This is a genomic window from Clostridioides sp. ES-S-0049-02, from assembly GCF_020658465.1.
GTDB lineage: Bacteria > Bacillota > Clostridia > Peptostreptococcales > Peptostreptococcaceae > Clostridioides.
On the sequence record NZ_JACVWG010000002.1, the window covers coordinates 322,221 to 346,877 of the forward strand.

Consider the following 24,657-nt stretch of genomic DNA (forward strand, 5'->3'; position numbering starts at 1 on the left):
AATTAACTTATCATATAAAAGTTCGAATTGATTAGGAGTGAATTAAATGAAAGAACCAATTTATAAAGTTATAGAAAATCATGTAAGAGAATTAATAAATTCAGATAGTTTGAAAGAAGGGGATTTAATCCCATCTGAAAAGCAATTAAGTGAAGAATTTAATGTGACTAGAATGACTGTAAGGTCAGCATTAAATAATCTAGTTAAGGAAGGTTATATAACTAGGCAAAGAGGTGTAGGAAGTATAGTACTCGCAAATAAAATATATGATAATATATCTTCTGTAAGTGGATTTACTAAGGAGATGGAAAGTAAAGGCTATAAAGTATCTAATATATTGGTATCTCTTGAAATAGTTCAAGCAGACGAAGAATTATCAAGTAAATTGAATATTAGCTTAGGAGAAAATGTATGGGAGATAAAAAGAGTAAGATTGGCAGATGAAACGAGGGTTTCATATATGATTACATATATGCCAGTTAAGTTATTTCCAAATTTAAATAAAATTCATTGTGAAAATTCACTTTATAATTTTGTGGAAGAAGTATGTGGATATAAAATAGCTATGTCAGAGAGAGAAGTACAAGCTGTAATATCAAATGAGGAATGTATGACTAATTTAGAAATTGAAGAACCAGAAGCACTTTTATATATAAATCAAGTTTGTAAGTTACAAAATAGTGAGGTTTTTGAATACTCACACACATATCATCATGGATATACTTTAACTTTAAGTGCTGTTGTCGAATAAAAATTAAGAAAAAATGAAAAAGTTTTCTTGAAATGTATATACATTTGATATATAATAATATCAAGAAATAAATGTATATACATTTAAAAATAAAATATATACATTAAAATAAAAATTAATAAATAAGGACACTTTAAATGTATAGTTTAAAGATATTGTGACTTAAAAAGATACTTAATAAATTCTAATTTGGAGGTAAGAAAATGATAAAAATAATGTTAGCTTGTTCAGCAGGGATGTCAACTAGTTTATTGGTTACAAAAATGGAGAATGCCGCGAAGGAAAACGGTATAGAAGCAAAAATATGGGCTATATCAGAAGTGAACTTAAAAAATGAAATAGAAAATTGTGATGTCTTACTTTTAGGACCTCAAGTTAGATATGTATTAGGAAAAGCAACTGAAATGGCAAAACCATATAATATTCCAGTAGAAGTTATAAATATGATGGATTATGGAAGATGTAATGGGAAAGCTGTCCTAGATAGAGCAGTGGAATTAAATAATTCAAAATAAAGTTGTACTGGAGGATGTAAAATGGAAAAATTCATGTCATTTATGGATAAATATATAGTGCCTGTAGCTGCAAAGGTAGGAGCTCAAAGGCACTTAGTAGCAGTAAGAGATGCCTTTATAGCAATGATACCTATAACTATGGTAGGTGCATTGGGAACATTGATAAACAACTTGCCATTAGAAGCATATAAAAATCTGATGGCAAGTATATTTGGAGAAAATTGGACTATGTTTGGAGGAGACCTTTGGTGGGGAGCTATAGGTACGATGGCAGTATTTTTAGTAATAGGTGTTGCCTATTTCCTAGCAAAGTCTTATGAAAGTGATGGATTACAAGCTGGGCTTATAGCACTATCTATCTTTTTTATAATGGCTCCACAAATTGGTAAGATAGTTCCAGAAGGTGGTACTAGCGCAGTTGAAGGATGGGGAATGATACAACAGACTTACTTGGGAACAGCAGCACTATTTTCTTCTATATTAATAGGGTTGTTGTCTGCTGAGATATTTGTAAGATTATCTAAAGTAAAGAAATTAACTATAAAAATGCCAGATGGAGTTCCACCAGCAGTTTCAAGATCATTTGCAAAGTTAATACCAGGAATGTTGACTATAATGATATTTACTGTAATAGGAATATTTATAAAAATGCTTTCAGATGGAAATTTCTTAACAGATATTTTGAATACTTACTTAGGAGCACCACTATCAAATGTAGCTGATAGTTTAGGTTCTACAATGCTTATTGCATTTATAATTCATATACTTTGGACTGTTGGTCTTCATGGTGCAAATATAGCACTTCCTTTTACAGAAACAATACTTATGAAATTAGGTGGAGAAAACGCTGCCTTAGCTCAAGCAGGTGCAACTGAAGGCTATCATGTACTTGCAGGTTCATTCTTTGATGCATTTGTGTATTTAGGTGGTTCAGGAATGGTATTAGGATTAATTGTAGCTTTATTAATAGCAGGGAGAAGACGTAAAGAGATGATATTGTTAGGGGGACCTCCAGCAATATTTAACATAGGAGAACCATTAATATTTGGGCTTCCAATAGTTTTAAATCCTATTTTTATGATTCCATTTGTACTTGCACCAGTAGTATGTAGTGCTGTATCATATTTAGCAATAGATTTTGGATTAGTAGCACCAGTAATTTTACCTAAAATACCTTGGGTAACACCTCCTATATTAGGTGGGGCAATGGCTACAGGTGATTGGACTGGAGGAGCTTTAGCACTATTTAATTTAATATTGTCAATATTAATATATATTCCGTTTGTTATAGCATCTGAAAAAATGGAAGCTAAAAAATTAACAAAAATTGACAACTAGGTAATTTTATTCGGAAATAAATAGATAAAGTTCTGTAATATATACTAAATTATAAGTAAGGATGGTATAATGAGATGAAAAATGGGCTAAAAATAGTTACAATTGGGGGAGGTTCAAGTTATACTCCTGAACTTGTAGAAGGTTTTATAAATAGATATAAGGAGCTACCTGTAAAGGAGTTATGGCTTGTAGATATAGAAGATGGAAAAGAAAAACTAGAGATAGTAGGAAATCTAGCTAAAAGAATGGTAAAAAAAGCTGGAATAGATATGAAAATAAATCTTACTTTAGATAGAAGAGAAGCTTTAAAAGACGCAGATTTTGTAACAACACAACTCAGAGTAGGTCTTTTAGATGCAAGAATTAAAGATGAAACTATTCCTTTATCTCATGGAGTTATGGGACAGGAAACTAATGGTGCAGGTGGGTTGTTTAAAGCTCTTCGTACAATACCAGTTATATTTGATATAATAAAAGATGTGGAAGAATTATGTCCAAATGCATGGATGGTGAACTTTACAAATCCAACAGGAATAATAACAGAAGCTGTATTCAAATACACTAACTTTAAAAAATATATAGGTCTATGCAATGTACCAATTCATTTAAAAAATGATGTAGCTAAACTATTCAATGTAGAAAGTGATAGAATAAGTATGGATTTTGCAGGTCTTAATCATATGGTTTATGGTCTTAATGTAGCTTTAGACGGAGAAGATGTTACAAAAGAAGCAATAGATAAATTTGTTAAAGCAGATATAAGTATGCAAAATATAAAGGCAATTGATTTTAATGCTGATTTTATAAAATCTTTAGGTGCTATACCTTGCCCATATCATAGATATTATTATAAAACTAAAGAAATGCTTGAAGATGAGTTAATAGAGTTTAAAGAGGGAAAAGCTAGAGGTCAAGTGGTTAAAGAATTAGAAGAACAATTATTTGAACTATATAAAGATGAAAAGCTAGATATAAAACCACCTCAACTTGAAAAAAGAGGAGGAGCTTATTATAGTGATGCTGCTTGTAATCTAATAAGTTCTATCTACAATGATAAAAAAGACATCCAAGTAGTTAATACATTAAATAATGGGGCTATAAGAGACTTTAAAGATGAGCAGGCGGTAGAAGTAAGTAGTGTAATAACAAAAAATGGACCAAGACCATTAAGTATAGGCTATTTACCAGATTCTGTACATGGGTTAGTAAGTCAAATTAAGTCATTTGAAGTTTTAGCAGCCAAAGCAGCTGTATATGGAGATTATGAATCTGCTTTATTGGCACTTTGTATAAATCCATTGATTCCATCGGATGATTTGGCAAAAACTATATTAGATGAAATGTTAGAAGCTCATAAAGATTATCTTCCTAGATTTAATAGATAGTTTATAGAAAGTAGGTTATGGTATGACTAAAATTATAATAAATGCAGATGACTTTGGATATTGCGAAGCTGTGAATTATGGTATAATATCAGCTCATAATAATGGAATAGTTAAGTCCACATCTATGATGGCAAATATGCCTGGTGTAGAACATGGAGTAAAGCTACTTAAAGAAAATAGAGATTTAAATTGTGGAGTTCATATGACTTTAAGTTGTGGTAGACCATTATTGTCTAACTTAAAAACTATTGTTGATAAAGAATGTTTTTTTATTAGAAGAATTACAGACGAAATTATTAAAAAAATGGATTATGATGAGATTTATGAAGAACTTTGTGCTCAAATAGAGAGAGTAAAAGAACTTGGAATAGACATATCTCATTTAGATAGTCATCATCATATTCATACTTTAGTAAATTTAAAACCAGTAATAGAGAAAATTGTAAATAAGTATAATCTTCCAATAAGAGGAGGGTTTGAATACGATTTGGAGTATTCAAAAATAGTCCCATTAATTGATAGTTTTTATAAGGAAAATGTAAGTGAAGAGTATTTTATAAAAAATATAGACGAAATGATGTAGTAGATATTATGTCTCACCCAGCTTTTTTAGATGATTATATTTTAAATTCTACATCTTATGCAATTGATAGAACAAAAGAGCATAAAATACTTACATCTAAAAAAGTCAAAGAGTTTTTGAGAGAAAATGGATTAGTCATATCAAGCTATAGAGATATTTAGGAGGTATACAGATGGATGAGAAGATGATAGAAATATCTTTTGGAATAATTGGATTTGCAGGCGATGCAAAAGGTCTAGCTTTTGAAGCTATAAAAGAAGCAAAGAACGGAAATATAGATGAAGCTAGAGAGTGTATTGAAAAGTCAAAAGAGTCAATTCATAAAGCACATAAGTTCCAAACAGAGTTAATACAAAATGAAGCTAGTGGTAATAAAACTGAAATGAGTGTTATATTAGTTCATGCACAAGACCATTTAATGACATCTATGAACTTTCAACAACTAGCAGAAGAATTTGTAGATTTGTATGAAAGATTGGAAAGCAAGTAGTCTAATTTAACTATTATGAAAGAGTGTTTTTAATAATTTCTATAATTATTAAAAACACTCTTTTTTATTAAAATATGTTAAAAAGTTATAACTTAGCAATTTATTATTCTTTTATTAATGTTCTAAAATTTAGATTTCTCGTAATTGTAAGGTATACTAGTACCTACAACTACATCTTCAATTTTTTCAATAATAAGCCAATCATCCATATTTCCTTGATGGTCGAAATCAAGAGGTGTTATTTCTTGAACATTTTCAAATTCAACTAAGCATAAGCATTTTTTATGCCAACGAACTTTTTGCTTATCAGATAAATTTAGTTTTGGTTGATTTTCATCTAGAACTTTACAAATTTCGTCTTCTGTTAATTTAATATAGTTGTCTACTTTTTTAACAGTAGCTTTTGCAGAAATTCTTGAAGTTCCTTTTTCCATAAAATAAAGTAACTCTTCTTGAAATACTCTGCTATGTGGTATTTTTCTACCAGCAGCACCTCTAATTACCATTGTCTTCGTTCCAGCTAAAATTTTATCTAATACCTTTTCTCCTTTTTTACCTGCATTATCACAATATACTAAATGTACCACGCTTTAAATCCTCCTTACTAAATTACTATTCTGTATCTTGCATTTTATCATTGTTTAACTGAAAAGTCATTCTATTTATTATATTTACATAAAGAACAGATATAAAATTTATTGTTCAATGAAAGAAAACCTTATCTATAGTATATTTAATTAAGATTAATTAGGAATTTTTATCCTTTTGCAAAATAATATTGACTAAAACTAGAAAAATGCTATAATAAATATGTGCTTATGATAATCAATATCATGTAAGTATAATAAACAAGTAGGAGAAATAATCATGAAAAAAATAAAATCATTAGCAATATTTATATCTATTATAACTACGTTAGTACTTGTTACAGCATGTTCAGATAGTAACACAGATAATAAAGAAAAATCAGATACAAGAGTTGTACAATCTGTTAAGGGAGAGGTGAAGATACCATCAAATCCTAAAAAAATAGTTGATATATCAGGAAGTAGTGAGGAATTGTTAATAGCTGGTCATAAACCTATTGCAACAGCAAATGTAGACTCATATGAAACTGATAAATTGCCAAGTTACATAAGAGAAGAACTTAAAGATGTAAAGATAGTAGGTCACTCTATGATGGATACTATGGATATGGAAGTTATATTAGAAGCAAATCCAGATTTAATAATAATGAGTCAAAGACAAGAAAAAATCTATGACCAATTAAAAGAAATAGCTCCTGTAGTCATGATGAAAGATTATGCAAATGACTGGAGAAGTAAGTTAACTGATGTTTCAAAAATATTTGATAAAGAAGACGAAGCTAAGGATTGGTTACAAAAGTATGATGAAAAAGCTACAAAACTAGGTAAAGAAGTTGTAGAAAAAAATGGAGAAAAAACTTATTTACCAGTATTAGCAAGTTCGGGACAATTTATGGTGTTTAGTGATGGAGGAATTGGAACTTTAATTAATGATGATATGAAATTAGCTAGACCTAAAAATATGCCAAAGCAAGATGGAATAACATTGCCAATGGTAAGTATGGAGGGTCTTACAGATATAGATGCAGACCATATAATTGTGATAGCTACAGAATCAGATAAAAAAGATTTAGAAAATAGTGCTATATGGGCTCAAATGAGAGCAGTAAAAGATGGAAACGTAACAATACTTGATGCAGCTCCATTTTTCAGCCAATCATATAATCCAATTGGAAAAGAGTTGTTATTAGAATCAGTTAAAAATGAATTAACAAAGTAATTCTTAACTTATTAGGTGTGAGATAATGATGTTCATTTTTCACACCTATTTTTAATAAGTTTAAAATCATAAAATACTTAATAAATATATTACTGCACTAGAATTAAAAGGGAAAAGGAGGTAGGATAATTGACTACACTTAGTAAAAAAAATCTGACTTATTCGTTGATATTAATAAGTATAGTTGCACTTGTATTTGGAATTGTATTATCCATAACTATTGGGGCTAAAGATATGAATCTATCGACTGTTATAAGTAGTTTAATAAATATGGAAGATGGAATAAATATGAGAATAGTGAAGGATGTTAGACTTCCAAGGGCAATAGCAGCAGCACTTGTTGGAGGATTTTTAGCAGTTTCAGGTGCTATAATGCAAGGAATAACAAGAAATCCTATAGCTGAACCTTCTGTTATAGGAATTACACAGGGAGCTACATTTGCTATTGCAATATCATTAGTACTTCAACAAAAATTTCCTAAACTTATACATGGGAACTTTAGTGTAATGATATTTGCATTTATTGGAGCAAGTATAAGTGGTTTATTTATATATTTTGTAAGTTCAAAATCAAGAGGAAGAGTTAATAATGTAAAATTAGCTCTTGCAGGGGTAGCTCTTGGTACATTGTTAATTTCTTTGGCCTCTGCAATATCTATGTACTTTAATCTATCTCAGCAATTAAGTTTTTGGATATCAGGAGGACTTGTAGGCGTAACGTGGGAAGGGATAAAACTATTATTTATAGTTGGAGGTATTGGATTTATCCTATCTATGATTATGGCCCCAAGAATAACTATCCTAAGTCTTGGAGAAGAAGTGGCAATAGGGTTAGGGCAAAAAACTGACATTGTTAGATTTATATGTATAGTATTAGTAATATTAATGACTGGAGCATCTGTTTCAGTATCAGGTAATATTATTTTTATAGGTCTTATAGTTCCTCAGATAGCTAAAGGAATAGTAGGCTCAGATTATAAGTATATAATACCAAGTTCTTTGGTTCTAGGAGCTGTGCTACTTGTATATACGGATATATTAAGTAGAATGATAAATCCTCCATATGAGACTCCAGTGGGCTCTATAACAGCTCTTATAGGAGTTCCAATATTTATATATCTTGTTAGAAAGGGGAATAAATAGGTGCTATGAAAAATATTATAAAAACAAATTCTAAAACTTTACTTGTTATTTCAATTTTAATGGTACTTATTTTTGTTGCTTTTCTAGTTAGTTTAAATTTAGGTTCATTTTCTATAGAACCAATGGATGTCATAAAGACTTTTATAGGACAAGGTCAACGTAATCATGAAATTGCAATATTTAAACTGAGATTGCCAAGGATAATAATAGCTTTATTGGTTGGTTCAGCATTATCAACAGCAGGTGTAATACTTCAAGGAGTTACAAAGAATGATTTGGCTGACTCTGGAATTTTGGGTATAAATTCAGGAGCAGCATTATTTGTAGTAGTTTATATATATCTTATGAATGGTAATGTTTATGAAGGTATGAGTAATCTCACTGTATTTACAATGCCAGTTGTTGCACTTGTAGGAGCTTTGTTTGGAGCATTTTTGATATATTCTCTTGCATGGAAAGGTGGAATAAATTCATCAAGGTTACTACTGATTGGTATAGGTGTAAATATAGCTTTTACTTCAATTTTGACGATATTTCAATTGAAATTTACAACACAAGAATTTAATAGAGTTATGGTATGGACATCAGGTAGCATTTGGGGAACTAGTTGGAAATATGTAATAGCTGTACTTCCATTTATAGTGATTTTTATGGGAATAACTATATATAAGGCTAAGTATATTGATGTCTTGAACTTAGGTGATGAAGTGTCTACAAGTCTTGGTGTAGATGTGGAGAAGCAAAGAAGAAGGTTCATAATATATGCAGTAATTTTATCTGGTGTATCAACATCAGTAGCAGGTAGTATTTCGTTTTTAGGTTTAATAGCACCACACATAGGAAGAAAGATAATAGGTTCGAGACATAAAAGACTAATACCAGTATCAGCACTGATAGGTACATTATTACTTTTGGTGGCAGATACTATATCTAGAAATCTTCTTGCTCCTATAGAAATACCAGTAGGTATAGTTGTATCCATAATAGGAGTACCATACTTTATTTATTTAATGTTGTCAAATGATTAGGAAAGGGTGTTACTATGAATTGTATAAATACTAAAAATCTAAATGTATCATATGGAAATACAGATATTATAAAAGATTTAAATTTAAATATACCAAAAGGAAAAATAACTACTATAATAGGGGCTAATGGTTGTGGAAAGTCTACAATACTTAAAACAATAGGGAGAATTATTAGCCCTAAAAATGGAAGTATATATATAAATGGAGAAGATATATATAAGAAAAAATCTAAGGAGATAGCGAAAAGTATGGCTGTACTTCCACAAAGCCCTCAAGCTCCTAGCGGGCTTACTGTTTCAGAGCTAATTTCATATGGAAGATTCCCTCATAAAAGTGGATTTGGAAATTCTAGTAGAGAAGACAGAGATATTGTAAATTGGAGCTTAGAAGTTACTGGAATTTCAGAATTTAAGGATAGAAATATGGAAGATTTGTCAGGCGGACAAAGACAAAGAGCATGGATAGCTATGGCTTTGGCACAAGAGACTGATATACTTTTGTTAGATGAGCCTACAACATATTTAGATTTAGCTCATCAATTAGAAATACTAAAATTATTAGAGGAATTAAACAAAAAACAAGGAAGAACTATTGTCATGGTAATACATGAACTTAATAACGCAGCAAGATTTGCTGACCACATGATAGGTATTAAGAAAGGTAAGATAGTTTGTCAAGGTAATGCATACGATGTTATGACAAAAGACAATCTGAAGGAGTTGTTTAATATCGATGCAGAAATAGCTACAGACCCAAGGACAAATAAACCAATTTGTATAACTTATGACATGGTATAAATGGTGACAACATGGAAAATCAAGAAGCATTAAGACATGAAAAAATATGGATTTTATTATTTAGATACTCCATACCTGCAATAATAGCTATGATGGTAACATCGCTTTACAATGTAGTAGATAGAGCCTTTATTGGTTCTATGGAAGGAGTTGGGTCTATAGCTATTGCAGGACTTGGTGTAACTATGCCAGTGTTTACACTGATAATAGCTTTTGGAATGTTAGTATCAGTAGGTGCTAGTACAAGCTTGTCTATAAAGCTAGGAGAAAGAAATAAAAAAGAAGCGGAAAAAATATTGGGTAATGCCCTTACACTATCTATAATTATTTCTATAATTATAACTGTATTAGGATTAGTTTTTTTAGAAGACATACTTTTTCTTTTGGGAGCAAGCAAAGATTCAATATCTTATGCAAAAGACTATATGAGTGTTATATTGGTTGGAACTCCATTTAATCTAATTGCATTTTCTTTAAATAATGCAATTAGAGCAGAGGGAAATCCTAAGTTAGCAGCTAGAACAATGATAGTAGGTTGTATACTAAATTTGATATTAGACCCAATATTCATATTTGTGTTTAACTTAGGTATAAAAGGAGCAGCTATAGCAACTGTACTCTGTCAAGTAGTGGTGTTTACTTGGGTAGCACATTATTTTATAAGAGGAAAATCTAATTTAAAATTAAAAAAATACAATTTAAAATTAGATACAAATATAATAAAAAAAATATTTGCAATAGGTATGACACCATTTGCAATGGAAGTAGCTATAAGTATAACTCATGTATTTACTAATAACTCTCTAAAGGCTTATGGTGGAGATTTAGCTATTGGAGCTATGACAGCTCTTACATCTATTTTATTGATGTTTATGATGCCAGTATTTGGTCTAAATCAAGGTATGCAAACTATAATATCATATAATTATGGAGCAAAGCAATTTGAACGTGCAAAGAAAACCTTAATATTGTCTATCATAGTATCTATAGTTATATTATCTTTTGGATTTTTAGTAGTGCAGGTATACCCTGAAGTATTTGTTGGCATATTCAATAAAGATTCAAATCTAATGGAAATAGCTGTAAGAGGTATAAATATAAATTTAATCACCTTACCTATAATGGGGATTTCTATTGTTGGGCCTGTGTATTTTCAATGTGTGAGTAAAGTTAAACATTCTATGTTTTTGACTCTTTTGAGACAGTTTATCTTATTTATACCATTAATTATTGTACTTCCAATTCGATTTAATTTAGATGGAGTTTGGTTAGCACAGCCAATTGCAGATTTTATTGCTATGATAATTGTATTATTGTTCTTAAGACGAGAATTTAAGATGAATCAAGCATAAAATGTTGAAAAATAAAAAGTCCTGTCTCAAAATGATTAAAATCATTTTATAGAGACAGGATATTATTTTACAGCATCGTTTGTATTGACTTCATCTAGTGTTTTTCCAAAAGTCATTTTTTCAAATATTTCTTGAGGTATAGGTTTAGAAAAAACATATCCTTGTATCATATCACAATTAATTTTCTTTAGATATTCCATCTGTAAGATTGTTTCAACACCCTCTGATACACTATTCATATTTAATTTTTTTGCTAGCTCAACTACAGATTCTATTACATAATTTTCAGATACATTATCTGCGTTGGGAGAACTAAAAAATGCTCGGTCAAGTTTTAGAGTATCAACTTTTATTTCTTTTAGCATGTTAAGTGAAGAATATCCACTTCCAAAATCATCTAGTGAACATTGAAAACCTTCCTCATGGATTTGGTCTATTACATTGAGTAACATTTGTAAGTTATCAAAGATGAGTGTCTCAGTTAATTCGATTTCCAAAAGTTTAGCAGGGACATCGTATTTATCACGAATTGTTTTGTATTTTTCTAAAAAATCTTTATTATTTAAATGAGCACGTGAAAAATTAACTGAAATAGGTATTGGAGTTTCCCCATTATCTATCCATTTTCGTATCATGGCACACGATTTTTCAAACACATAATGGTCAAGTTTGATGATGAAGCCATTTTTTTCAAAAAAAGGAATAAAATCATTTGGTGGAATAAGACCTCTATCTGGGTCTTGCCATCGCACTAATGCTTCTGCACCTACAATATTATTGTTTTTAAGGTTTACTTTAGGTTGGAGATAGACTACAAATTCATTATTATCTAATGCTTCTTCCATTCTATTTTCCATTTCTTTTTCTTTAAGCATTCTCAAACGTTCTAAATCACTATAAAATACACATGTGTAAAGTGGATGAGTTACAGTATTTCCTTTAATGTTTTTTCGTGCTACATTTGCACGGTCTTGAATTGATACTAGTGGTATATTTGGGTCATCAATTTTATAGACACCTATAGAAAGAGCTATAAAATATTTACATTCTTTATCTTTGTTGAAACTGTTAATATCATTTGTAATATTTTCTATGTACTTAAGAATTTCTTTTTGTGAAATAGTTTTAATAAGAATATTAAACTGGTCATTAGAAACTCTACAAAGTAATTCTTTTCGTTCCAAATAATTAGCAATTACATCATGTATATATTTTAATGTTTTATCTCCAGCATCACTACCAAAAGAATCATTAATAAGTTTGAATTTATTAATATTTATAGATACTAATGAATAGGTTCCTGCTGAAGTTGATTCTATGATTGCTTTAGCTTCCATATCAAAACGTGCCTTACTATAGCCTTTAGTTACAGGGTCTACATAGGCGATTTTTATAAGTTGTTATCTATTTTTGCGATTTATAAATATAATTAATAGGATAAGTAATAAAAATAATATAATAATTAAAATGTTGATAAAGACTGCTTTTTTTAGAAGTAAATCAAACTGTGCATTTGCTACCTTTACTGGAACAATTGAAAGTAGATATAGATTTTCCTCTTCCAGAGGAACATAGTGCATAGCTTTATAAATACCATCATCCAATGTAAAGTACATAGAACCTTTTTTGTTCTCTTTTAAATTTGTCTTCATTTCTCTAAGAGTATCTTTACCAGTATAGCTTCCATGTTTTTTAATTGTGTCAAAAAAGTTCACAACATTTTTTGGTGCGTTTTTGTTGTCTGAACTTACAATGAAATTTCCATTTTTGTCAATGATTTGAGAAAATCCTTCACCACCAAAACTCTCCACGCTTAGTAACGTTCTCATAGTATCAAGAGTATTCCAAGCAGTAATAGCTCCAGTTATTTTATCATCTTTATAAAGTGGTACAGAATATAAAATTCCATATATACCAGATTGAGATTTGATTGGAGTAATTGTCTCTTCACCTTGAAGAGCTTTTCTATAAAAATACTGCCCTCTAACATTACCTGTACTTTCATCAGTGCCTATAAAATTCCCACTAGAATCAGCAACACCTAACCAATCAAACTTCAGTAATTTTGATTTTTTAGATAAATATTCAGTGACATTTTTATTGTTATCACTAAACTGAAAGTAAGTATCTCCTATAGAGTATAATATTTTAAATATACTTTTACATTTTTCATTAATTGTAGTGGAGACACTCTCTGAGATTTCTGTAAGATACCGCTCTGTTTCACGATGAGTTACTTTACGCAGTGTCATAACAAAAGAAACACAAACTAAGGACACAATTATAAGGAGTGTTAGTAATAAGGTAATTATTATTTTTTTATTTTGTACGCTTTTAGTATACATTTTTTATGTTCCATCCTCCATCCTTTATTGGCTTACAAAGAAGACTCCTCTCAGACATATTATACCAAATATTTCTATCTGTGAAGGTACTAAATTTTATCTTTACGTCTATTCTTATGTAAATTATTTTAAAAAGTAGAGAAGCTATTCTTATAATTTATACTGGAATTTAATTAAATAATATTGTTATGAATTAGAATATTTTATAAATAAAAAAAGAACTGTTTTCAAAATTATTTTAACTATTTTGATACAGTCCTTTTTGAGGTTGAAAAAACATTTATAAAAGATTTTTAATTTATAGTATATGTATAAATATTGAATTCATAAAACAATACCTTATATTTATTACAAACTAGAAAGTAGATGCAATTCTGTAAATACCAAATTCTCTATGGCCAAGGCTTTCAGCTTTAGTGTGTTTACCATTACATACTTCCACTATTTCATCGAATATTTCCTTACCTATATCTTTAATTTTAGCGCCCTCTGTTATAATTCTACCTGCATTTATATCGATATTATCTATCATTTTATTGTATGTATCACTGTTTCCAGTAATTTTAATAACTGGCGAAATTGGGCTTCCTGTTGGAGTACCTCTACCAGTTGAGAAGATTACAATCTGTGCACCACCTGCCACCATACCAGTGATAGAATCTATATCTTGACCTGGAGTATCCATAAAATATAAACCTTTTTTATCTGAAGGTAAAATCTCAGCATATTCAAGAGCACCCTTGAATGGTTTGTTCCCTGCTTTATACATACAGCCAAGTGATTTTTCTTCAATTGTTGATAATCCACCAGCTTTATTACCTGGAGTAGGTTGACCACTACGTAAATCTTCTCCCATAGTAATTGCTCTTTTTTCTACATCATTTACAAATTTAAGAAATTTTTCTTTCATGTTTTCATCTTCAAAGCGAGTAGCCAATAAATGTTCTGCACCAATTACTTCTGTAGTCTCACTTAATATACTACTGCCACCCTCATCTATAAGAAGATTTGATGCAATTCCTATTGAAGGGTTTGATGCAATTCCACTTGTTGGGTCAGAACCACCACATTCAAGTGCCAATGTAATTTCGCTCATATCAAATTCAACTCTTACTTCTTTTGATATTTCACGAGCCATCTGACTTGCTATTTCAGCACCTTTAGCTATTGCTTTTAGTGTTCCACCACATTCTTGTATAACAACATAGTCAACTTTTTTTCCTGTTGTAGATATTTCAGATGCTAAATCTTTTGCTTGAATACCATCACATCCAAGTCCAACTACTAAAACAGCAGCTACATTAGGGTTTTTACCAAATCCTATCAATGTTTTTTCTGTAAGCTCTATATCAGAGCCAATTTGACAACATCCATGTTGGTGTGGGATAGCTATTGCTCCAGGAACAAGTGCTGCAACTCTTGTAGCTGTCTCACTTGAACAGACAGATGTTGGAATAACTAAAATATGATTACGAATACCATATTGTCCATTTTCTCTTAAATAACCCATTAATTTCATTTTTATTACCTCCTATTTTTTATCTCCGCGACCACGCGTACTTTCAATATTATGTACATGAACATAGTCACCAGTTTTTATGTCAACTGTTGCAATTCCTATAATCTCTCCATATTTATAAACAACATCACCCTTTTTCACATCTTCTGTAGCCATTTTATGAAAAACAGGAATATTATCATTTACTATATAAGATTTTCCATCAATTGAAACTTTTTCACCTTTAACTAAAGGTCTAACACATGTAACTAGATTGTCTTTTTCATTTGCATGAATAATTGCATTCATATTTTTACCTCCTAAAAATATTAGTTTACTTCTATGTTTTTATTTGTTTTAAAAATAGCTTTTTTTCTTTTTTCTCTTTTATCCAAATAGGAGACGAGCATTGGACAGCATATTGCTGTAACAATGATAGCTGCAGCAACTTGTACTGTTGAAACAGCCGCGATTGTAGCAAGTGTAGGGTCAATAGCGGCTAAAGCTTCAGGAGTACCAGCCGCATTACCTGCTGTCGTACCAGTAGCTGCACCTACTGCTGGATGTTCTGCACGTATAAGTTTCATTACAAAATATCCACCCATACCTGTTATTAGAGTTACAGCAAGACCTAGTATAACTCCAGGGAATCCAGCAGTTATAATTTGGTTAAAGTTTAATGCAGCTCCTAAAGGAAAAGCAAAGAAAGGTATTAACAATGTTGTACCAGGTGCAAGAAATTCTCGTATATCTTCATCGAGATTACCAAGTATAAATCCAAGTAATATTGGTATGAGTGCTGCAAATAAAGCTACTATAGGCACATTTGCAAGTCCAGTTACTCCAAAGGCAAGCATCGTAAAAAATGGACCATCATTTAGAGATAAGATAGATATAGCACCAACATCTGTAGAATCTCCATATTCACCAGCAAGAGCAGCAAATAGACCTCCATTTGAATTAGTCATAGTAGCAACTATAGCAAGAGGTGTAATACCAATTATGCCTTTAGGCCCAATGAATTTACTAACAATAATACCTAGTACTGCACCAATTACAAATTTTGTTGCCGTGAGTACTATGCCCTTAGTCAAAGGTTTGCCTGCTTGTCTTATGTTGATTTGAGCGCCATTACATAGACAAAATAGAGCAAGTATACTCATTGCACCAGTTTTAAATAAGGAAGTTGTAAATCCTCCAATTTCAAGAGCCTGTGGACATACTGTATTAAATAGTGCTCCCAATAGCAGGGGACAGACCATAAGTCCTCCTGGTATCTTTTTCACCGATTTTAAGATATGCATCTAGTATCACTCCTTTTAATTTTTATATAAGTATTTAAAAGCAATTACTATGCCAATAGAGGTGTTATATAGTTTTTATTTTTATAAGTATTTTTAATATTCGTATAAAATACTGTAGATTGCTTAGATTAAAAAAATTATATGGAAAAATGTAGCAAAAAAAATAATCTATTTATTATGTAGTAGAATTTTAAATAGAAATAAAGAAACGTTTTATGTATTAAAATTAAACATAAAACGTTTCGATATATTATATATGTATTATTTTTAAACATCACTTTCAATTTCTTTTAACTTTCTCCATAGGGTGGAGCGAGTGATTTTTAGTATTTCACAAGTTTTTGTAGTGTTTCTATTATTTTCATTATAGACTTTATAGATATATTTCTTTTCTAGTGTTTTTAAGTCTAAGTTATTACATTTAAAATCAGCCTTATCTGTATCATTTATAGTATTTGCATATTCACTATTGTATTTTTCTGATAAAATTGAATCAAATGATTCTATAATAACAGCTCTCTCGATTATTCCTTCTAATTCTCTTATATTTCCTTCATATTCTTTTTCAAGAAGAGCTTGTCTGATATTTGGAGTGATAATTAAAGGTATCTTATTGTATTTAGCTGAATATTTTTTTATGAAAAATTCTGATAATTTTATGATGTCTTCTTTTCTCTCCTTGAGTGAAGGAAGATACAATGTTAATATATTTATTCTAAAGTAAAGGTCTCGTCTAAATAAACCATCACGCATCATATCTTTTAAGTCTTTATTTGAAGCACAAATTATTTTTACATCTATGGGAATAACTTTATCACCACCAATTCTCATAACTTGCTTTTCTTGCAAGACTCTTAATAATCTTCCTTGAAGTTCAATTGGAATTTCACTTATTTCATCGAGAAAGATTGTTCCTTCATGTGCCAATTCAAATACACCTGTTTTTCCTTTTTTTCTTGCTCCTGTGAATGAGCCCTCCTCATATCCAAAGAACTCACTTTCTATTAAAGATGGAGGTATTGCAGCACAGTTTACAGCAACAAAAGGAGCATTTTTACGTTTGCTATAATTATGAATACTTTGACAAAATAACTCTTTGCCAACACCAGATTCCCCTGTAATAATCATTGGAGTATCATAGCAAGCATATTTTTTTGCAACTTCTATACAGTCTTTTGTTTTTTCACTTGCATAGATTATATCATCAAATGTGTATTTAGCAGATAGACCTTTGTTTAATAGACTTCTTCTTATTGTATGCTCAAATGAACTTATTTCCTTACTGTCTTGAAATGTAGAAACTGCTCCTTGAATTTGACCATCAACGATAATTGGAACTCTATTTGTAATGATTTTTGTACTTCCTATATTCTGTATTTCACCAATTTGTGGTTCCATGGTTTCAACTACTTGAGGTAAAACTGTGTTTGGAATAACATCTATAACATTATGATAAAGTGCATTTTCTTTTTTTATACCAAATATTTTTTCAGCACTCTTATTAAATAATGTGATTTTAAAATTTTTATCAACTGTTATTATTCCATCATGTACAAAATCTGTCATAGCTTCTATCTGTAATCTTCTTTTTTGCTCATCTTTAGTTGCGTCGAGTATTTGTTCAGCTTGTTGAATGGCTCTAAGTATGTTTTCTTCTCTAGATTCAATTAATATTCCCTTACAATTAAGTCTTTCAACAATATGTGCAACAGTAGTATCACCTATATATGTATTGATGCCTTTTTTTCTATATTTTTCTATAGCATCATAAATTTCTTCTTCCTTTTCAATTTCAATCATCGTTATTTTCTTATTCAATATTTCTTCTATAATATCAAAGCCATATATAACATTATTAAATCCAATTATCCCAAATGGTTCATTTGAATTTTTAACTTCCTTATAGCTTTCTATAATATCATAAGCATCTACTTTAATCTCAACTATAGGTATGTTATATGTTTCTTTTAACATATTGTAAGTTCCACCTCTACTTATGATAATTCTAGTACCATGGTTAATACTTTTTTCGGCGAGTGGTATTCCTTCTTTTAAATTACCAAATACAACATCAATGTTTGTATACTTATATTTTTTTACTATGTGAATCGATTTTTCATAGGTTCCTTTAGTAGGAGCAATAACAAGTATTTCTTTCATAATAATTCCTCCATATTTCATCAAATAAACTTAAAGATTATTATCATAACTAAATTTTATCAGTGATATTTTAATATTTTACTTTATATTTAATTCTAAATAAAGTATTTTTAAATAAATTATTATAAAAGACTGCCTAAAAATAAGATTTTAGAATTCTAAAGTTTTTTTAGTACAGTCTTTTAATATATAATAACATCTATTTGTCAAATCTATTTACCTTAAATAATCTCATATTTTTATCTTCTTCTCCAAGGTATAGCTTACTAAGCATTATACCTCCTAATATTGCAAAAAGTATTCCATTAGCTCCATAGCCTAAACAGTACCATAAGTTATGGTTTTTGTTATCAGGTCCAATAAAACCTAAGTTATCTAAAGTAGAAGCAAAGCAACCACAATACTTGTACTCAATTTGTATATCTTTTATATCCTTAAACATGCCCTTTAGCCTTTGTTCTAAAATATCATATTTTTTATTTGCTAAAGCCTCATCTTCTATATCACTAAAGTCTACATCTTCGCCACCTATAATCAATCTATTATCTTTAGTGGTTCTTAGATAATTATATGGGTCACAATTGTCTCTAATCAGAATATTGTCTTTCCAAGAATCAATATCTTTAAGTGGTTTTGTAGCTATATTAAAGGTATTAGATTTAGTTGCAAAATTTCTATTTGTAAATAAACTTGTATTATATCCTGTAGCCACAATTAGTTTTTTGCCATAAACTTTGTAACCATAAGACACTTCAGCTGTTACTTTATCATTTGAAAAGTCTATTTTTTTTACTTCTGTATTTTCATATACTTCAAGACCTTTTTTTAGACTTACATCAATGAGATGCTGACTATATTTATATGGGTCTAGTTCTCGTCCACCATTTTTTGCTATCAATCCTGACTTTAAATCAAAACCAAAAGGATTTGTAGATTCATCAATATACTCAACATCAAATCCATTTTCTTTTCTTAAATCATATTCTTCTTTTATAGCTTTTATTTCAAGTTTATTGGCAGTGTAAAGTAAAGTATCTCTTTTTGCATAATCACACTTATTTCCATGCAATTCTATAAATTTATCTAACTCTTCAAGTGCTGATACACAAAGATTATAAGCTTTTAAGGCATCAGTTAGAGTCATTACTTCTGTCAAATCTATCAAATTGTCATCCAATTCATACTGTAAAAGTGATGTGGTTACACTAGTACTTCCATGCGCAATCCTTCCTTTTTCAAGGATAACTGATTTTATATTATTTTTAGCTAAATAGTATGCACAAATACATCCTGTTACGCCGCCTCCAACGATTATAACATCTGTATCAATATCCTCAGTAAGGTATGGAAATTGTCTTGGAATTTTATTTATACTGGTAAAAATAGGTTTACCTTTTACATATTCTTGATTCATATATTTCACTCCTAAAATTTATTATGTATGAGTGTATTATTTTCTATAGTAAATAATATTATACATTTTAATTTCTTATATAAATGGGTATGTATAAATAAAAATGTGATAACATTTTAGTGTAAAACATATGTATAATATATTCATAAGCAATTTGGTATATAATGATGATTAACAAGTAAAAAAGATTGAATAAAAGTTAAATAAAAATTTAAAATAGGAGGTAAATTTATGCTTTCAAAAGATATTGCTTCAAAGGTATTAGAAAAGTGTCTAGTTACTGGAGGAGATTTTGCTGAGATTTTTGAAGAAGACACTATAAATAATTCTATTGGCTTAATAGATAATAAGGTAGAAAATGCAATAGGTGGAAGAACCTATGGTATAGGAATAAGAATATTTAAAGGGTTAAAGAGTATATATGCTTATACAAGTGACAATTCATTAAATAGTTTGTTGGATGTAGCGTATAAAGCTGCTGTTGCATTAGGTAAATTGGAAGATGGAAAAAGTGTAATATTAAATGACAGTATTAAAATAAATAACATACATAATATAAAAATTTATCCAAATTCAATAGGTAATAGAGATAAAGTAAATGTTATGAAGGTTGCATATAAGAGTGCAAAAGAATTTAGTAGTGATATATCTCAAGTAAGTGTTAGCTATTCAGATAAAGACCAAAAAATATTAATTGCAAACACTGAAGGTATATATGTTGAAGATAGAAGAATAAGAACCAGACTGGGAATAAGTTCAATTGCATCTAAAGGTAATGAAAATCAAACTGGATTTGAAGGACCTGGAGGTTGTAAAGGATTTGAAATATTTGAAGATATAGACCCAGAATACTATGCAAAAGAATCAGCTAGAGTAGCACATACTATGTTGCATGCTAAAAATTGTCCAGCAGGTAATATGATGGTAGCAATAGATAATGGCTTTGGTGGAGTAATATTTCATGAAGCTTGTGGACATTCTTTAGAAGCTACATCAGTTGCAAAGGGAAACTCCGTATTTGCAGATAAATTAGGCCAGCAAATTGCATCTACAAAGATTACAGCTATAGATGATGGTACAATACCAAATTACTGGGGCTCTATGAATATAGATGATGAGGGAAATCCAGCTCAAAAAAATATACTGATTGAAAATGGGATTTTGAAGTCTTATATGATAGATAAACTTAATGGTAGACGAATGGGAATGAATCCTACAGGAAGTTCTCGTAGACAGAGTTATAAATTTGCTCCTACTTCGAGAATGACTAATACTTATATTGCTGTTGGAGAAGATAAACCGGAAGACATTATAAAGTCAATGCCAGATGGACTTTATGCTAAAAAAATGGGTGGTGGGTCTGTAAATCCTGTAACAGGAGAGTTTAATTTTGCAGTTTCAGAAGGTTACTTGATAAAAAATGGAGAAATACAAGAGCCAGTTAGAGGTGCTAGTTTAATTGGAAAAGGCAGCGATGTACTTATGAATATAGATATGGTTGGTGATAACTTAAAACAAGCTCAGGGGATGTGTGGTTCATCGTCAGGAAGTATACCAACTAATGTAGGTCAACCTATGATAAGGGTAAAAGAAATTACTGTAGGTGGAAGATAGGAGGGATAATTGTGGAACTTAAAAGTTTTAAGGATATATTATTTAAAAAGGCTCTAAGTGAAGGCTTTGAAGAGTGTGAAGTATATTATTATATAGGAGAAAATTTAAGTATAAATATATATGAAGGAGAAGTTGAAAAATACAATCTTGATAAGTCTTTTGGTTTATCTTTTAGAGGTAAGGTAAATGGAAAGGTAGGTTATTCTTATACAGAAATTTTAGATGATAAAGCTGTTGATATGTTGATAAAAAATGTAAAAGACGGAGTAAATACCATTGAAAATGAAGATGTACAATTTATATATGAAGGTGATAAGCACTATAATGATGTAAATACTTATTCTAAAGAGCTAGAAAATTTAGAAGCAGATAAGTTGATTGATTTAGCTCTAGAAATGGAAAGAGAGACTAAAGCTTATTCAGATAAGGTAGTAAATTTATCTAGATGCACTATATCTTATTCTGTATCAAGTAATGGTATATATAATACTAAAGGTCTCGATTTAAGTAATAAAACTAATATGCTTATAGGGTTTGTAGTTCCTATCATAGAAGACAATGGACAAAAGTATGATGGAGTGGGATATAATATAGCAAATTCTATTGAAGAAATAAAGCCTTGTGAGATAGCAAAACTTGGTGTTGATAATGCTTTATCTAAAGTAGATGGTAAGAGTATTCCATCAGGTAAATATAAAACTATATTGTTTAATGAAGCTATGGTATCTTTACTTAGTACATTTTCTGGAATATTTAATGCAGATTCAGCTCAAAAAGGATTATCTTTGTTGAAAGATAGAGAAGGAGATATGATAGCATCTCCTATAGTTACAATAGTTGATGACCCACTTTTAGAAAATGGCATGGCATCTACTCCTTTTGATGATGAGGGAGTAGCTACATTTAAAAAAGAAGTTGTTTCAAATGGAAAGCTTATAACTTTACTTCATAACTTAAAGACAGCTAATAATGCAAATATAAAGACCACAGGAAATGGAATAAAATCTTCATATTCATCACCTATAAGCATATATCCAACTAATTTTTATATAGAGAAAGGATATAAATCTCTAGATGAAATTATGAAAGATATAGGTGAAGGATTGATGGTTACTAGTTTTGCAGGTCTTCATTCAGGGGCAAATTCAGTAACAGGAGACTTTTCTTTAGCAGCTAAAGGCTTTTATATTAAAGATGGTAAAAAAGTATTTCCAGTAGAGCAAATTACTGTGGCAGGTAATTACTTTGCTTTATTAAAAGATATTGAAGTTATAGGAGACGATTTAGAATTTCCAATGAGTAGTATAGGTTCACCTTCAGTTGTTATTAAAGAGTTATCAGTAGCAGGAAAAGATGAATAGATACAGAAAATAATTGCACAAATATAAAGGTAAATATAAATCCATGTTAATTTTTATTAGCATGGATTTTTTATTAATTTAAGTTATTTATTAAACCCTAACTATCCTAATAAAGTTATATGTCAAAGCTTTGATGAATACAATTAATATCATATGCTAATTTTAAAGGAGGATGTATTATGAGTGATGCACATTACGATATGCACAAGAGAAAGGGCTACTCAAGTGATGAGCCGTATCCAGAAATAAAAGTTTTAGGGGCGAATAAGTATTATGCAGAGCTATTAATGGATGATTATTCTGGTGTAGCGAGTGAATTTACAAGTGTAACCCAGTACTTATACCATGACTTTGATTTAGATGAAAATTATAGAGAACTGAGTGAAATGTGGATAAATATATCTATAACAGAAATGTTACATATGGAGATATTAGCAAAGACTATAAGATTATTGGGTGGAAATCCTATATATAGAGGTTCGACAAGTTCTTGTGGTGCATATTGGAATGGTGGTTTTGTATTTTATGGAGATTCTATTTGTAGTAGATTAAAATCGGATTTACATTTAGAGTATGTGGCTATTGAGAATTATTACAAGGATATAAGTATTATTGAAGACCCTTATATAAAAGCTATATTAAATAGAATAATTTTAGATGAAAAGGTCCATGTAGGTTTGTTTAAAAAAGCAATAGAAAAGTATTGCAGATAAACTCGAAAGTTTATTTATTCATCATTTTATTCATATATATAAAATGACTATCATACATTTTCTTGAAGGGAGTTGCTATTGATATGTATTATGTATATGTAAATGATATAAATATAGCAGTTTATGATTTAAATCCGAGTGCTAAAAAAACAGTACTTTTTATACATGGCTGGCCATTAGGACATAAGATATTTGAATATCAAACAAATATATTACCAAAACTCGGATATAGAACCGTTTCAATTGATTTAAGAGGGTTTGGTAAGTCTGCTGCAACATCAGGAGGGTATAATTATAGCCAATTAGCAGATGATATTTATAAGGTGGTACATGCCATTGGATTAAGAGATTTTACCCTTGTTGGTTTTTCAATGGGAGGAGCAATTGTACTTAGATATATGAGTCTGTTTCATGGCTATGGAGTATCAAAATTAGCATTACTTGCTGCTGCTGCACCATCGTTTGTACAAAGACCTCCAGAGTTTCCATATGGTATGACACGTGAGGATGTTAATAAACTGATAGCTCAGGCATGTACTGATAGACCAGAAATGGTAAGTAATTTTGGAGAAAAAGTATTTGCATCGAATCCATCAGAAAGCTTTAGAAGGTGGTTTAACGACATTGGTTTTAGTGCATCAGGTATTGGAACTATTGGAACAGCTGTATCTTTAAGAGATGAAAAATTGTTTAATGATTTAAAATGTGTAAGAGTGCCTACTGGTATATTTCATGGGAAATTAGACCAAGTATGCCCATATGAATTTGCAGTTTTTATGAATGAAAAAATAGAGGATTCAACTTTATATACTTTTGAGTATAGCGGTCATGCAATATTCTATGATGAACTTAAACTATTTAATCAAGAATTTTTGCAGTTTTTAGAGGAATAGAAATATCTTATTAATAATTAAAAATATGGTGATATTATATAAAATGGTATAGATTAAAATCTATACCATTTTATTTTTGAGTAGAAAATATTACCAAATAGTATAAAATATGATTTTTAAGATTTAAAATTTTTTTAAAAAGTGCTACAATAGACCAAATTATTAGT

At 29.8% G+C, this 24,657-nt stretch carries 24 protein-coding genes; 16 read left to right on the top strand and 8 right to left on the bottom strand.

Annotated elements, in window-relative coordinates; all coding sequences use genetic code 11:
• Positions 1–46 precede the first annotated feature (46 nt).
• The 7 genes from IC213_RS07675 to IC213_RS07705 all read left to right on the top strand — a co-directional run bounded on the left by IC213_RS07675 (position 47) and on the right by IC213_RS07705 (position 5,062).
• Complete coding sequence (locus IC213_RS07675) at positions 47–751, top strand: GntR family transcriptional regulator (RefSeq protein WP_227433976.1); 705 nt, start codon at positions 47–49, stop codon at positions 749–751.
• Positions 752–954: 203 nt separating this feature from the next.
• A complete protein-coding gene (locus IC213_RS07680) occupies positions 955–1,266 on the top strand; it encodes a PTS sugar transporter subunit IIB (RefSeq protein WP_227433977.1) in 312 nt (103 codons plus the stop codon).
• A gap of 21 nt (positions 1,267–1,287) precedes the next feature.
• The gene (locus IC213_RS07685) at positions 1,288–2,604 is read left to right on the top strand and encodes a PTS transporter subunit EIIC (protein ID WP_227433978.1); all 1,317 of its coding nucleotides are present in this window, start codon (positions 1,288–1,290) and stop codon (positions 2,602–2,604) included.
• A 74-nt stretch (positions 2,605–2,678) separates the two neighbouring features.
• Positions 2,679–3,989 carry a 6-phospho-beta-glucosidase gene (locus IC213_RS07690; protein ID WP_227433979.1) on the top strand — a complete coding sequence of 437 codons (1,311 nt, stop codon included), beginning with the start codon at positions 2,679–2,681 and terminating at the stop codon, positions 3,987–3,989.
• 22 nt (positions 3,990–4,011) lie between these two features.
• Complete coding sequence (locus tag IC213_RS07695; protein ID WP_227862948.1) at positions 4,012–4,572, top strand: carbohydrate deacetylase; 561 nt, start codon at positions 4,012–4,014, stop codon at positions 4,570–4,572.
• Positions 4,573–4,580: 8 nt separating this feature from the next.
• The gene (locus IC213_RS07700; protein WP_227862949.1) at positions 4,581–4,733 is read left to right on the top strand and encodes a hypothetical protein; all 153 of its coding nucleotides are present in this window, start codon (positions 4,581–4,583) and stop codon (positions 4,731–4,733) included.
• 11 nt (positions 4,734–4,744) lie between these two features.
• Complete coding sequence (locus IC213_RS07705) at positions 4,745–5,062, top strand: PTS lactose/cellobiose transporter subunit IIA (RefSeq protein WP_227433981.1); 318 nt, start codon at positions 4,745–4,747, stop codon at positions 5,060–5,062.
• A 122-nt stretch (positions 5,063–5,184) separates the two neighbouring features.
• Here IC213_RS07705 and IC213_RS07710 read toward each other — a convergent pair whose 3' ends face one another.
• Positions 5,185–5,649, bottom strand: coding sequence for a hypothetical protein (locus IC213_RS07710; RefSeq protein ID WP_227846026.1), 465 nt, complete (start codon positions 5,647–5,649; stop codon positions 5,185–5,187).
• Between the two features lie 280 nt (positions 5,650–5,929).
• Here IC213_RS07710 and IC213_RS07715 point away from each other — a divergent pair, with 280 nt between their 5' ends.
• From IC213_RS07715 to IC213_RS07735, 5 genes are all read left to right on the top strand, one after another.
• Positions 5,930–6,868, top strand: a complete 939-nt coding sequence (locus IC213_RS07715; protein WP_227862950.1) for an ABC transporter substrate-binding protein — start codon at positions 5,930–5,932, stop codon at positions 6,866–6,868.
• Positions 6,869–6,997: 129 nt separating this feature from the next.
• Positions 6,998–8,011: a FecCD family ABC transporter permease gene (locus IC213_RS07720; protein ID WP_227433984.1), complete on the top strand. Its 1,014-nt coding sequence runs from the start codon at positions 6,998–7,000 to the stop codon at positions 8,009–8,011.
• Between the two features lie 5 nt (positions 8,012–8,016).
• On the top strand, positions 8,017–9,039 hold the full coding sequence (locus IC213_RS07725) for an iron ABC transporter permease (RefSeq protein ID WP_227862951.1): 1,023 nt from the start codon (positions 8,017–8,019) through the stop codon (positions 9,037–9,039).
• A 14-nt stretch (positions 9,040–9,053) separates the two neighbouring features.
• Positions 9,054–9,836 (top strand): ABC transporter ATP-binding protein, encoded by a 783-nt coding sequence (locus tag IC213_RS07730; protein WP_227433986.1) that lies wholly within the window; start codon positions 9,054–9,056, stop codon positions 9,834–9,836.
• A gap of 11 nt (positions 9,837–9,847) precedes the next feature.
• Complete coding sequence (locus IC213_RS07735) at positions 9,848–11,188, top strand: MATE family efflux transporter (RefSeq protein ID WP_227482043.1); 1,341 nt, start codon at positions 9,848–9,850, stop codon at positions 11,186–11,188.
• 62 nt (positions 11,189–11,250) lie between these two features.
• On the opposite strand, the gene IC213_RS21290 is transcribed toward IC213_RS07735, so the two are convergent.
• The 7 genes from IC213_RS21290 to IC213_RS07770 all read right to left on the bottom strand — a co-directional run bounded on the left by IC213_RS21290 (position 11,251) and on the right by IC213_RS07770 (position 19,909).
• Positions 11,251–12,582 (bottom strand): bifunctional diguanylate cyclase/phosphodiesterase, encoded by a 1,332-nt coding sequence (locus IC213_RS21290; protein ID WP_227863006.1) that lies wholly within the window; start codon positions 12,580–12,582, stop codon positions 11,251–11,253.
• Between the two features lie 6 nt (positions 12,583–12,588).
• On the bottom strand, positions 12,589–13,440 hold the full coding sequence (locus IC213_RS07745) for a cache domain-containing protein (protein WP_227862952.1): 852 nt from the start codon (positions 13,438–13,440) through the stop codon (positions 12,589–12,591).
• A gap of 448 nt (positions 13,441–13,888) precedes the next feature.
• Positions 13,889–15,052, bottom strand: coding sequence for a UxaA family hydrolase (locus IC213_RS07750; protein ID WP_227824348.1), 1,164 nt, complete (start codon positions 15,050–15,052; stop codon positions 13,889–13,891).
• Positions 15,053–15,064: 12 nt separating this feature from the next.
• Positions 15,065–15,340, bottom strand: a complete 276-nt coding sequence (locus IC213_RS07755; protein WP_009891186.1) for a UxaA family hydrolase — start codon at positions 15,338–15,340, stop codon at positions 15,065–15,067.
• 20 nt (positions 15,341–15,360) lie between these two features.
• Positions 15,361–16,335, bottom strand: coding sequence for a 2-keto-3-deoxygluconate permease (locus IC213_RS07760; protein WP_227434334.1), 975 nt, complete (start codon positions 16,333–16,335; stop codon positions 15,361–15,363).
• Positions 16,336–16,602: 267 nt separating this feature from the next.
• Positions 16,603–18,495, bottom strand: a complete 1,893-nt coding sequence (locus IC213_RS07765) for a sigma 54-interacting transcriptional regulator (protein ID WP_227434335.1) — start codon at positions 18,493–18,495, stop codon at positions 16,603–16,605.
• A 199-nt stretch (positions 18,496–18,694) separates the two neighbouring features.
• Positions 18,695–19,909, bottom strand: coding sequence for an FAD-dependent oxidoreductase (locus IC213_RS07770; RefSeq protein ID WP_227862953.1), 1,215 nt, complete (start codon positions 19,907–19,909; stop codon positions 18,695–18,697).
• A 231-nt stretch (positions 19,910–20,140) separates the two neighbouring features.
• On the opposite strand from IC213_RS07770, the gene IC213_RS07775 reads away from it, so the two are divergent.
• The 4 genes from IC213_RS07775 to IC213_RS07790 all read left to right on the top strand — a co-directional run bounded on the left by IC213_RS07775 (position 20,141) and on the right by IC213_RS07790 (position 24,490).
• Positions 20,141–21,523 carry a TldD/PmbA family protein gene (locus tag IC213_RS07775; RefSeq protein WP_227862954.1) on the top strand — a complete coding sequence of 461 codons (1,383 nt, stop codon included), beginning with the start codon at positions 20,141–20,143 and terminating at the stop codon, positions 21,521–21,523.
• Positions 21,524–21,534: 11 nt separating this feature from the next.
• Complete coding sequence (locus IC213_RS07780; RefSeq protein ID WP_227862955.1) at positions 21,535–22,884, top strand: metallopeptidase TldD-related protein; 1,350 nt, start codon at positions 21,535–21,537, stop codon at positions 22,882–22,884.
• Between the two features lie 179 nt (positions 22,885–23,063).
• Complete coding sequence (locus tag IC213_RS07785) at positions 23,064–23,597, top strand: ferritin-like domain-containing protein (RefSeq protein ID WP_227482050.1); 534 nt, start codon at positions 23,064–23,066, stop codon at positions 23,595–23,597.
• Between the two features lie 83 nt (positions 23,598–23,680).
• A complete protein-coding gene (locus IC213_RS07790; RefSeq protein WP_227434340.1) occupies positions 23,681–24,490 on the top strand; it encodes an alpha/beta fold hydrolase in 810 nt (269 codons plus the stop codon).
• Positions 24,491–24,657: the final 167 nt, after the last annotated feature.